Origin of the sequence: Chryseobacterium gambrini (genome assembly GCF_900156825.1) — a bacterium.
Classification (GTDB): Bacteria; Bacteroidota; Bacteroidia; order Flavobacteriales; family Weeksellaceae; genus Chryseobacterium; species Chryseobacterium gambrini.
This window is the reverse complement of the sequence record NZ_FTOV01000018.1, coordinates 60,230-73,157: the sequence shown is the minus strand read 5'-3', so window position 1 is coordinate 73,157 and position 12,928 is coordinate 60,230. Positions and strand designations below refer to the sequence as shown.

Annotated in this window: 9 protein-coding genes; 7 read left to right on the top strand and 2 right to left on the bottom strand. The window is 33.4% G+C overall.

Features of this window, described 5'->3' with window-relative positions:
* Window positions 1-185: 185 nt before the first annotated feature.
* From BW951_RS20400 to BW951_RS20385, 4 genes are all read left to right on the top strand, one after another.
* The gene (locus BW951_RS20400; RefSeq protein WP_228427579.1) at window positions 186-428 is read left to right on the top strand and encodes a fibronectin type III-like domain-contianing protein; all 243 of its coding nucleotides are present in this window, start codon (window positions 186-188) and stop codon (window positions 426-428) included.
* Between the two features lie 372 nt (window positions 429-800).
* Complete coding sequence (locus BW951_RS20395) at window positions 801-3,290, top strand: PIG-L family deacetylase (RefSeq protein ID WP_076396208.1); 2,490 nt, start codon at window positions 801-803, stop codon at window positions 3,288-3,290.
* A gap of 100 nt (window positions 3,291-3,390) precedes the next feature.
* Window positions 3,391-5,082, top strand: coding sequence for a sodium:solute symporter family transporter (locus BW951_RS20390; protein ID WP_076396206.1), 1,692 nt, complete (start codon window positions 3,391-3,393; stop codon window positions 5,080-5,082).
* Between the two features lie 553 nt (window positions 5,083-5,635).
* Window positions 5,636-6,154, top strand: coding sequence for a DUF2911 domain-containing protein (locus BW951_RS20385; protein ID WP_076396204.1), 519 nt, complete (start codon window positions 5,636-5,638; stop codon window positions 6,152-6,154).
* Window positions 6,155-6,375: 221 nt separating this feature from the next.
* Here BW951_RS20385 and BW951_RS20380 read toward each other — a convergent pair whose 3' ends face one another.
* Entirely contained in the window at window positions 6,376-7,515 is a 1,140-nt protein-coding gene (locus BW951_RS20380; RefSeq protein WP_076396202.1) for a DUF3800 domain-containing protein, read from the bottom strand.
* A gap of 208 nt (window positions 7,516-7,723) precedes the next feature.
* Between BW951_RS20380 and BW951_RS20375 the strand changes: the two genes are divergently transcribed.
* On the top strand, window positions 7,724-10,396 hold the full coding sequence (locus BW951_RS20375; RefSeq protein ID WP_076396200.1) for a COR domain-containing protein: 2,673 nt from the start codon (window positions 7,724-7,726) through the stop codon (window positions 10,394-10,396).
* A gap of 81 nt (window positions 10,397-10,477) precedes the next feature.
* On the opposite strand, the gene BW951_RS20370 is transcribed toward BW951_RS20375, so the two are convergent.
* Window positions 10,478-10,759: a helix-turn-helix domain-containing protein gene (locus BW951_RS20370; protein ID WP_076396198.1), complete on the bottom strand. Its 282-nt coding sequence runs from the start codon at window positions 10,757-10,759 to the stop codon at window positions 10,478-10,480.
* A 150-nt stretch (window positions 10,760-10,909) separates the two neighbouring features.
* Between BW951_RS20370 and BW951_RS20365 the strand changes: the two genes are divergently transcribed.
* Window positions 10,910-11,482 carry a hypothetical protein gene (locus BW951_RS20365; protein ID WP_139326225.1) on the top strand — a complete coding sequence of 191 codons (573 nt, stop codon included), beginning with the start codon at window positions 10,910-10,912 and terminating at the stop codon, window positions 11,480-11,482.
* Window positions 11,483-12,195: 713 nt separating this feature from the next.
* Entirely contained in the window at window positions 12,196-12,912 is a 717-nt protein-coding gene (locus BW951_RS20360) for an NUDIX hydrolase (protein ID WP_076396194.1), read from the top strand.
* The last annotated feature ends 16 nt before the right edge of the window (window positions 12,913-12,928 follow it).

The following is a 12,928-nucleotide window of genomic DNA, read 5'->3' as shown; positions in this document are numbered from 1 at the left end:
AAATAAAGATGAAGTTCTGCATCATGAGTTTCTGCTTTGAGGATATCAAAGTGTTCAACTAAAAATTCAGGAAGTAACAATTTAAGAAGTTCTTGTTCGCTTAGCATTATCCAAAGATAAAACTACTTAACATTCCCCCCAACTTTTGAGACTGAGCCAAAAACCTGGGGACTAAGCAAAAAGTTTTGGCTCAGTTGTATATTCAGGACGAATTTGCTTCCGTAGCCAGACCTGTAAAAGAATTAAAAGGCTTCCAGATCGTAGAACTGAAATCCGGCGAAAGTAAAAAGATCTCCTTTAATTTAACTGAAAAAGAACTCGGTTTTTATGATAATTCCGGAAACTTTATTGTAGAAGAAGGAGCATTTAAAGTAATGGTAGGCGGAAACTCGGAGAGTGTGATTTCGGATGAATTTGGTCTGGAGTAAAAAGTTTTGTAAAAAAAGATTCCTTTTTTAAGGGTAAACTTATTTAAACTATTTCAGAATTAACCATAAAAGGCACAAAAGACAATGTTAAAGCGAATTTCATTAATAATCAAAGCGCTCAAAATAATAAAAATCAAAGATTTTTAAAAACTATTGTGACCTTTTTCATTTATAATGATCAGCTTTAAATAAAAGTTTAGTCATCTTTTATGACTTTTGTGGTTAAATAAAAAGTTTAAACAGTATGAAAACAATCGAAGTTTGTAGATTCCGCTTCGATTTTTTTATTTTTATACAAAAATGACAGCAAAATATCTTTAGCCTCAAAACCAAAAACGATTTACTTATATTTGTCCTGCAAAGCAAATTCAAATGTTCAGAAAAGTAACCCTTGTTTTTATCCTTGTCTTTTATGCGGCCTTTTGTCCGGCTCAGCAGCTTCGGCCGTCAAAATCATCTGAGATTTACCGCGAACTCAAAACCCTTAAACACCTGACAAAAGTGTTATACCTTGCCGCTCATCCCGATGATGAAAATACGGGATTACTTTCATGGCTGGTCAACGATCAAAACGTAGAAACAGGCTATTTGTCTTTAACCAGAGGCGATGGAGGGCAGAATTTATTAGGGACAGAGCAGGGTGCAGCACTGGGATTAATCAGAACGCATGAACTTTTGGAGGCAAGAAAATTAGACGGTGCCCAACAGTTTTTTACCCGTGCGATTGATTTCGGGTTTTCTAAAAATACCACCGATACTTTTAAACAATGGAAAGCAGACAGCATTACAGCAGACGTTGTCTGGGTGATCCGTACATTCCGTCCGGATGTCATTATTTGCCGTTTTCCGCCTACCGCTGCGGCAGGACACGGACAACACGCGGCTTCCGCTGTGGTTGCCGAAAAAGCTTTTAAACTGGCAGGTGATAAGACTGCTTTTCCTGATCAGCTAAAATACGTCAATGTATGGCAGCCAAAACGTGTGTTGTGGAATACATTCCGGTTTGGTGCAGTAAACACAACCGCTGAAAATCAACTGAAAATTACCGTTGGGCAATATGATGCGCAACTCGGAATGGGTTATGGTGAACTGGCAGGATTCAGTAGAAGTTTACATAAAAGTCAGGGTGCGGGAACACAGTCTGTAGCTGGGATAAAAACTGAATATTTTTCCCATGTTATCGGAGATCCTGCAAAATCGACAATTTTTGACGGAATCGTTAAAACATGGACTTCACAGGGAAATGCTGATATTGACCAATCACTCGATCAGATTATTTCAAATTTTAATTTCAACAATCCGGATCTCAGCTTACCTGCTTTGCTTGCTTTGCGAAAAAAGATTATGGCGCTGAAAGATGCAGAGCTGAAAAAGGATAAAATTAAATCTCTTGACCAAATTATTTTAAGCTGCGCCGGATTTATGGGGGAAGTAGTGACCAATCAGGCTGAAGCCGTTGCCGGAAATCATTATCAATTCAGATTAAATCTCATTTCAAGAGTTTTAAATCCTGTTGTTTTAGAAAATGTAAAATGGCTAAATCAATCTGAAAGTTTCAACAGAAACCTTTCAAAAGATTCTTTAATTACCATTCAGCATGACATTCAGGTTCCATCAGATGCAGCACTCACAGAACCTTACTGGTTGTCAAAACCCGCCACGAACGCGGCAACTTTTTCAGTTCCGAATGATACGTTAATTGGTTTGCCGGAAGCAGAATCACCACTGAATGTTTGGGTGGATTTAAAAATCGGCTCGGAAAGGTTTCAGGTTAAGCTTCCTTTATCGTTCAAAAAATTAGATCCGGTAAGAGGTGATGTGGTAGAAGCTTTGCGCATTGTTCCTGCTCTGGAACTGAAATTTACGCAGCCGCTTTATATGGTCAAAGAAAATGAAGATTTACAGGTAAGCTTGAATGTGAAAATTAATTCAGATAAATCGTTCAGCAATGGTAAAATTAATCTGATGTACAACGGAGAACAATTAGGCAGTACAGATGTCAATTCATTCAATGGAAAAGAAACAACCATCGATTATATAATTCCCAAAAATAAACTCAGCAAAATAAATGCGTCTCGTTTACAATTGGATGCTAATTTTGTCGCAGATGGAGTCACTTACAATAAAAAACAAGTATTAATTCAATATCCGCATTTACCTTCCCTGCAATATTTTGCACCTGCAACGGTAACCGTAATGAAAGGTGACATTCAGGCAAAGGTTAAAAAAGTAGGATATATAGAAGGTGCGGGAGATTTTATTCCTGAATTTCTGAGAATTGCGGGGATTCAGGTTGATGTTCTGAAAGACGAAGATTTTTACAGCGGAAACGGCAGTCAAAACAAACTGGCTCAATATGATGCCATCATATTGGGAATTCGTGCCAATAACACAGAGAAAAAGCTCGGTCGCTGGATGCCTTTTTTATGGTCTTATGTAAAAGCCGGAGGAAATCTGGTGATGCAGTATAACACCAGTCAGGATACAACCGTCGATCAATTGGGAATCTATAATTTCCGTATTGCCACAAGTAAACGCGTTACTGAAGAAAATGCAGAGGTTACATTTTTAAAACCGAATCATAAATTACTGAATTTCCCGAACAAGATTACGGCAGATGATTTTAAAGGCTGGGTACAGGAACGCGGCGCGTATTTTCCGGATCAGTGGGATACGGCGTATGAACCGCTTTTTGAAATGCATGACATCGGTGAAGAGCCTTTGCAGGGATCTACTTTATATGCCCCATACGGAAAGGGGAATTTTATTTATACCCCGTTGGCATTTTTCAGGCAGTTACCTGCGGGAAATGTTGGGGCGGCACGTTTATTTTTAAACTTTTTATCTGCACAGAAAAACTGATGAACAAGCCACTTAAAAATTGGAGTACATGGTACATATTACTGGCGCTCGCTTTGGTATTGCAGATCGTTTTTTATTATTGGTTTACTAAATTCTGGGCATGAGTACGATAGATTGGGCAGTTCTTATTTGTACACTGGTTGCAGTGGTTGTGTACGGCGTATTTATCGGGCGTGGACAGAAAAGCAACGAATCTTACCTGAAAGCAGACAATAAAATGCCATGGTACATTGTGCTGATCGGAATTATGGCGACTCAGGCAAGTGCCATTACATTTCTTTCGGCGCCGGGACAGGCGTATACAGACGGAATGCGTTTCGTGCAGTATTACTTTGGGTTGCCTTTGGCGATGATTGTGATCTGTATTACGTTTATCCCGATTTTTCAGCGTTTGAATGTTTACACCGCTTATGAATATTTAGAAAACCGTTTTGATAAGAAAACAAGGGTACTTACTTCACTGCTTTTCCTTTTTTCGAGAGGTTTGTCGACAGGAATCAGCATTTATGCGCCGAGTATCATCTTATCCAGCGTTTTAAACTGGAATATTTATCTAACGAATGTTTTAACAGGCGGAATTCTGTTAATTTATACCTACGTTGGCGGAGCAAAAGCCATCGCGCACACCCAAAAACTACAGTTTCTCATTATTTTAGGAACTATGGCTTTTGCGGGGTATTTGCTTATTGAAAATATGCCGAATGGAATCGGTTTTAAAGATGCGCTTTATCTGGCGGGGAAATCCGGAAAGCTGAATGTCATCACCACGGAATTCGACTGGAAAGACAAATACAACATCTGGAGCGGATTAATTGGCGGTTTTTTTCTGGCGCTTTCTTACTTCGGGACAGACCAGAGTCAGGTTGGGAGATATATTACGGCGAAAGACAATACCAATGCAAAAATGGGCTTGTTGCTGAACGGATTGGTTAAAATTCCGATGCAGTTTGCAATTCTTTTAATTGGCGCTTTGCTTTTTGCTTTCTTTTCTCTGAAACCGGCTCCGATTTATTTTAACGAACGTTCTTATCAGCATTTAAAGGAAACGAAACCCGAACAGGCAGCGGTTTTTGAAAAAGAACATCAGGATTTGCAGACAAAATTTAATGCAGAATCGAAGGAAATTTTACAGTTAAAACAAAACAATTCCTCCCAGCTTGAAACAAAAATTCAGGATTTTAAAAATACGCAGTCTCAGGTAAAAGCACTTCACGGAAGAGTAGAAGAAGCCATCAATCAGTCAAACTTTAATGCCGAGAAAACGGATACGAATTATATTTTCCTGTATTTCGTGAAAAATACGTTGCCTGTTGGAATGATCGGGTTGCTGTTTGCCGTTATTTTCCTTGCGAGTTGGGGTTCTATTTCGGCGGCGCTGAATTCTCTTGCTGCCTGTTCCTTAAAAGATGTTCATCTGATCTTTAAAAAAGAAATTCCGGATGATAAAACCGAACTGAAATACAGCCGACTGCACACTTTAGCGTGGGGAATTTTCTCCATCGGAGTAGCCATGTTTGCTACACAGATGGGTTCTCTTATTGAAGCGGTGAATGTATTGGGTTCCCTTTTCTACGGACCGATATTGGGGATTTTCCTTGTGGCTTTTTACTTTAAAAAAATCAATGGGGCGAATGTATTTATTGCAGCTATTTTATCTGAAATTGCCGTGATTGCCGTTTATCAGTTCGATGTTGTTTCCTTTCTCTGGCTTAATGTGATCGGCGCAGCGGCGGTGATTGTATTTTCTGCAATCGGGTTGGTGTTTTATAAGCCGAAAGCAGTAACTTCGTAAGCGGATAATAAGAGCGTTTTTAAATGTATAATTTATTTTTACCATTAAGAAGTTAAGTCTCTTTGGCTTAAAAAACTTAATAAAAATCAATGTATTGATTTCCTTTAAGATCATTTTAACTAGCTTAAATGCTTAATGTTAGAATTTTCTTTAGAGCACTTGTTGGAAAACGCAAAGACGCAAGATTTTTATTCGTCTCAAATCTTTAAGGCGCAAGAAAATCGAAGATTTTCAATAAGGATTGATGCTTAATTTTATTGCAGATAAAATCTTTGCGTCTTGATTGTTATCGTTAAGTTTGTTTAAACTAATTTTAAATTTAACCGCAAAAGAGACAAAAGACTTTATTGGATTTATTTAAAGTATTTCAAAAGTCCGCAGAGAGAAAAAATCTTTGATTTTTTTTTAACTTATATGCTCTTTTTTGCCCATTTAAGTAGTGAACTTAAACAACTAAAGTGTTAAAATATTCTGCGGTAAAAAAGTATAGACAAGTTTGTTATTAAGTTGAAACAATTTTAATCATAAAAATAAACAGACAAATAATAGTATTATGAAAACAATTTTTAAATCGGCTACCGTTCTTGTGGCAGCCATGACGCTGTCGGTAAACGCTTTTGCACAGGACACCAAAAAACCGGCAAGTCCTCCTGCTACGGCAACCGGAAAGATTAAGGATGCCAATATTACGATCGCTTACAGCAGTCCTTCTGTTAAAGGGCGCACCATTTGGGGAGGTTTGGAACCGTATGATCAGGTTTGGCGTGCGGGAGCGAATGAAGCCACCACTTTTGAAACGGATAAAGATATTACCGTTCAGGGTAAAAAACTTCCTGCCGGAAAGTATAGCTTTTTCTTAATTCCTAAAGAAAGCGGAACATGGACTGCCATCTTCAACAAAGAGGCAAAACAGTGGGGCGCCTACAAATACGAACAGGCAAAAGATGCTTTACGTGTAGACGTAAAAACAAAAGCACTGCCTGCAAAACAGGAAACTCTGGTTTACAAAATAAATAAAAACGGATTCTCGATGGATTGGGATAAAATCTCGGTTCCTGTGGAGATAAAGTAAGTTTGAATATGAAATTTAAAATCCCGGTTGTCCGGGATTTTTTGTTTGTATTGTATCTAATAGAAGGTTATTGATAATAATGTTATCTTGACTGTTTTACAATTAATCCGTTTTTAGGAATAAGAAAGATGTGAGCTTCGGTGATTTATTTCATAATTGGATAAGTTTGGAAAACCAAAGAATATGCTATATTCTAACGTTCATTTAAAACTTTTTAAGTATTAAATTCCCGCAACTAATTCCTTTAGCTTTTGCATATGAGGATCCTTCTCTATAGGATTAATATCATTGAAAGAGTTTTGAGATAATGTCTGGTTCAGAATTTTTACCTTCTGAAGCATTGGAACAACATATTTTAAAAAGTGATTAAAGTGCTCCGAAACATCCGAATATTTAGTAGCTAGCTTATATCCAGGCTTTCCTGAATGGCTCACAATAAATAATCCTTCATATCTAAGATCTCTGATTAATGTCCTAATTCTCTCATTTTTTATATTTGGGAAGAAATTGTTTAAATAGATTAACAATTCCTTAGTTGAAACCAAGCGATTAGGATTTAATTCAGACTGAAATCTAAGATATTCTAACAATCTTGCTTTCTCTTTGCTTTTTTCACTTTTTGAAGAGTCAAAAAACCTTTCAATAAGTTGATAGTTCATCATCATGATTTGCCTGTCAAGTTCAGGTTTATTTTCTATTTCTTTAGTTATATAGCTTTCAAAAGGAAAATAAGAAATTGAAGTTCTTGCATGCAGAAGATTAAACAGTTCAATATATTGCTTATCAAAATGACTTGTACAAAAAACTTTTCCTAAGCAACCGGAGATAAAGTCAGCTATTTGAATCAGTTTTTCATCTTTATCATCAAATATTTCAAAATTTCTGTCTGGATTAAAAAGATCACGACTAATGCTTTTTTTTCTCACATAATCTTGAAGTTCATTTTTAAATTCTTCACCCACTTTATCCGCATTTATGGAATAGCTTTCATATATATTATTATATTTTTCAACAAATAAAGATTGAAAATATTTATAAAAAGTTCTTTTTATCTTTAGTCCATCACCTGATAATTTAGATTTATCAACAACCATAACATCTACAACAAAATTTAACTTTTCTATGAATTCTAGCAGAATTTCTTTTCTTTTTTTAAAGTTTTTCTTTTTGATGTTTTTTGACTTTAAATCATCACCTAATTTATAATTACTACAAATTTCTTTTAGTATCTTCCTTGCTTTGTTTGTGTCATTTTCTTTTATAATTACAGATGTATATATAAAATGTGAAAATGTACCTTTTTTGGAAAGGTCAAGATGTGCATTACCGAATTCATCAATAAAAATTTTTGCTGGAATCATTATTTAAAGTGGTTTTTATTATATGTCGCAAATAAAATTACGAATACAATTTTTTAAATCAAATGCTAAATCAAATTTTTATAATATTCTAACAATATGAAATAGAGTAATGCTAAATTGTAAATAAAAGTAATCTTAATTGCTTACTAAAGTTAATTTTTAATTTAATAATCTCCTATCTTTAATAAACTAATCTTTGTAGGAAATAATGAAAAGTTTAAAAAATCGTGATATAGCAATTGATAGGATCAAATATGCTCGTGAAAATAATAGTCATTATTTGGATTTAAGCTCTCTTAATCTAAGTGAACTACCGGATAAAATATCAGATCTTCATAGCTTAATAGAACTCGATTTGAGTTACAATTTTTTTTCTGAAATGCCTAAGGACATCGCAAAGCTAAAAAATTTGCAAATTCTGAATTTATCAAATAATTATATATATAGTATTGAATTTGAATACGATATAATATACCAGCTAGAAGTTTTAAATATATCAAAAAATTTTCTTTATGATATACCACACAGTCTAAATTATTTATCATGTAATAAAATTTTTTTTAATGATAATCCCTTTTTACACAATTTACCACTTTCTATTGAAGGTTATAATGTACAGTATATTCAAGAATATTTAAACCAAATAAAATATAAAGAAAAGCAGAGATTTTATGAAACAAAATTAATATTTGTTGGAAGAGGAGAGGTTGGTAAAACGACTTTAATGAAAGTAATAAAAGACCCTACAATAGAAATACAATTGGGTAACGAAGCTGTAACACATGGCATCACTATCGACAAAATGGAATTAGAAATTTTTTTTCCTGCACAGCCACCACATTATAATAGTTATCATGAAATTGAAAATGTTTTTGAAGTTTTTTCAAAAGATGAAATTGAAGAGTACGAAATTGATTTTGATGAGAGAGTCGGTTCCAAATTTTACTGCTCTTTTTCTGAAACATTTAGCTTTTTAGAGGAAGAGAAGCAAATGGAAATTATGATGAAAAATTCACTTGACAGCTCTTTCGAAATAAAAAGAGAAATTAGAGTCAATTTATGGGATTTCGGAGGTCAAGAAATATATCATAGTACTCATCAGTTTTTTTTAACTAAAAGGTCAATATATATATTTGTTTGGGAACCGCGTAAAGATACATTTGAAGAAGATTTTGATTACTGGCTTAATATTGTAAATTTATTAGGTAATGGTAGCCCTTTGTTGATAGTAATGAATAAATCTGATTTGAGGTTTATCAGTATTGATGAAAAAAAGTATAAAGAAATGTTCCCAAATATTGTTGGATTTTACCAAGTATCTTGTCTTACAAAGGATGGTTTAAATATTTTTTTAACCAATTTAAATGATACTGTAAGAAGACTTGATCATATAGGTGAAGAACTACCTACAAGCTGGATTCAAATTAGGAGAAAATTAGGAGAAGTAGATAAGGATTATATTTCAATCTCAGATTTTAAAAATTTATGTGAGGAAATTATTTATGATATGTCAAGAACTTATTTAGAATTAATAAGTGATTATCTACATGATATTGGTGAAATAATACATTTTAAAAATCTCCCTCTTTTACGCAATATAATAATTATAAACCCTCAATGGGCTACAAAAGCAGTATATTCATTAATTGATACGATAGCCATTCAGAAAAATTATGGTGTATTTTCCTATTCTGATCTTGAGACTTATTTAGATTTAGAAAAGTATCCTGTTGAGACTCATATACAACTGCTTGAGCTGATGGATAGGTTTGAAATTTGTTTTAAAACTGTTGGCTCTTCAGATAAATATGTAATACCTGAACTTCTTAAAAATGAAGTGCCAAATCAACATGCTATAGAGGATGTGCTTTCAAAAGAAAATATATTTCAGTTTCGTTATAAATTTAATTTTTTGCCCGATGGTATTCTTGGTCGGCTTATTTGCAAACTTTTTTATTTATTAAATTCTGATAATTATTGGAAAAACGGTGCGATCTTTAATTACAATTCATCCAGTGCATTGGTTATTTCTGACAAGCTCTCTAAAACAATAAATGTTACTATATCTGGCTTAGATAATAGAGATTTGTATGGTTTAATTAAAAATGAAATTTCACAAATTTTTCAACTTTTTAAAATGCAAGAAAGTAAGGAATATCATGAAGAATTTGCATGCAATTGCTCCATATGTATTAATAATCAGGAACCCAATTATTTCCCTAATACAGTGTTGAAAAAATTTATTGATACAGGGCGTTCTACAATTGATTGCTTTAAATCTGCATTAACAGTTAATATTAATGATCTACTTTTCAAGTATCGCTCGACAAATTCAAAAAAAGATATAATCTATGATATAATAACAGCAATTTCAAAGTTACAAGGTTTAAGCAAAATTATTGATAAACATGAGGATTCAAGAAATAGTTTTATTAGTAATGAGTTATCCAGCATGGGAGTTATAAGCAAAGATCAATCAAGATATGGATTGTCGGAAACAGGTAAAACTACAGGTGAAATTGATATTAAGATAGAGTCAAATAATGGAAATGTTTTGACATTTTATGAAGGAATGAATTTAGAATATTTAAACAAGACAACTATAACAAATCATATTGCAAAACTTATTAATAACTATGACGTTTTGGGGCTTCCTGATAAATTTTTAGTTTGCTATTGTACAGCTAAAGATTTTATTCGATTGGTTGAATCTTATTTTTTATTTATTGATGGCTTAAGTATAAGAGATACAGAGTTAACTGATGTAATTGATGTAACTAAAAATTTTGCGGAAAAGTCTGAGATTAAAATTTATAAGTCCTTTTATTTTAAGTCTCAACGTAAACTTTCACTAACACATATTCTAATAAATATTCAATAATATTTAATTCATATATATATCAACTTTTATTTCAATTCAAGATAGATTTGCTTAAATTCTAAATTTTTCAAAAAACTCTCGTCAGGATTTATTAGCAAGTTTGATATATTTCTTCATATCAAAATCAAAGAGTTCTTGAATCGTAACATTAAGTTCCCTGCATATAATAAGCAAAGTATCATAGCGTGGATTCGTATTGCCTCGCTCTAATTCTCCGATTGTCTTTTTCGCATGACCAGTCCTTAAACCCAGTTCTTCCTGTGAAATAGGTTTATTGGTTTCGGGATTTATAATTTTCTTTCTTAATTCAGAAATTCTGTACCCAAGTGCTTTTTTACAGCTAGTAAGATCAATTTCATTCATTAACTGTAAAATTCTATGTTTGAAGTTAAAATTTAGGATACTTATAAGTATCCTTTTTTAATTTTTTATTTATATTTGTAAAATCAATTTTGCAACAACGTAAAGCAAAAGAGCTACCCAAAAAACAATAAAACACAAAACATTCTTCGTATGAAAAAGAACAGCATAGATTTTGAATCCCGTTTTTGGTGCGGTCGGAATAAACATTCCGCACTTTCACTGATGGAAGTATTTTTCCAGTTTCATGATTGGACAACAGCCAAAGAACGCCTAAATCTCATCATACAATACGCCGCACAGCGCAAAACACGGATTCCGGAAGATCCTTCCGTTATCTTTTATTTTCACCAGTCGCTCCGGTCGTTTATTCGCGCAGCATATTCCCTTAGAAAAGATCGAGGAAAATGGCTGGTTCATGAACTTTCGGAACACAAAAATCCGATTTTGAAGGGTTCATTGTCGGAAAAAGAATATCGCGATCCGGCAAAAGTTTTCAGGAAAGCCTTTAAAAAATACCGTCTTGAGGAATTCGAGGAGTTTCTCTCGGAAGTCGTGTATTTCTCGCTCGGAACGTTTAATAATGTACCGGAGCGCAATATAGTAGATCCGTATTTGCACCTCATCAAAATGCTGGATGCAGCATGGCTGATTCTCGAACGTGAAAACAACAGGGAAAAATTTCCGCATGAACAGCAACAGACTGCTGAACTTCAGTCAACATAAATATTTTCTTTCAATCCAACGCGCCAAAATGAAATGATTAGAATATTTTAAACCCTCAAAAGCATAAAACATCAGAGATTTTTAAGGTTGGTATGAACTTCATTTGTAATCACATTTACATACAAGTTTAGCCCATCATTTGCGCCTTTTGTGGTTAATTTAAATTAGCTTAAACAACGGGATAATCAATTACAATCAGGATAAAATAAAAACCGGCTTGAAGTTAACTTCCAATGCCGGTTTTTTTGTGACTTCAACAAGTGTGTCTTTAAACATTTTATTAATGATTTCTTCCTGCGGAGAATTTATTTCAAAACCTACTAAAATTCTGTTATTTGTAATTTTCCGATGGCTTACGTGCAAAAATGGTAAAAAATAATATCAATTTTTAACGTTTTTTTTGTTTAAAAGTGTTTTTTTTACACTTGTTTATGTTTTTTTTTGATTTATTTTTTTCTAATTCTTATCATAATATTTTTCTGAAAAAAGCACCTCTTTTCTTCCCGTATTCTTCATCATAAATACTTGTTAACTGATCGGTTACAATATCGATAAGTGTAATTTTAATGATAACCTTATCATAATTTGTATGTGAATGTTTTCATAAAAAATCGATATGTAAATTGCTGATATTTAGGTCTTAGTGTGAAATTTATTTTTTTTATTCATTTGAATTTTTATATTTGTCATGTTACATAAATGTTAACACTTGCATGAGCCCCAATTTTATACATACCTATGTTTCGGTTGATTGTGTTGTTTTTGGTTTCGACCACGAAAACAGATTAAATATTTTATTGGTAGAAAGACATCTGGACCAGGAAAAACAGATAAAGCTTCCGGGAAGTCTTATTTTTAGTGATGAAGATGTGGACGATGCTGCAGAAAGAGTACTGCACGAGCTTACAGGAATTAAAAAGATGGTTCTGAAACAGTTTAAGTGTTTTGCAGATCCTATGAGAGCCAATAATGAAAACGACATCCAATGGATGGGAACAGAGTACAAACAGCATATCGACAGGATTATTACCGTTGCTTATCTTTCTCTGTGTAAGATTGATCATAAGATTAACAGTACAAAATACAGTACAGTAGATTGGTTTCCCATAGATGAGGTTCCCTCTCTGCCGTTTGATCATAATAAGATTATTAATGAATCTTTGGGGGAGGTAAGAAAATGGATAGAAGTGGATTTCTCAATTATTTTTGAGCTGCTTCCCAAAAAATTCACCATCAGACAGCTTTACCAGTTGTACAGTGCATTAAGTGAAAAACAAATTGATATTAAGAACTTTCATAAAAAAATATCTTCATTCAATTACATCATTCCATTGGATGAGATTGAAAAAAATGTATCACACCGCGCAGCCCGATATTATAAATTCGATGCCAAAATTTACAAGAAAAACAATACTAAACTAATAAAATAATACCTTTTTAAAACTA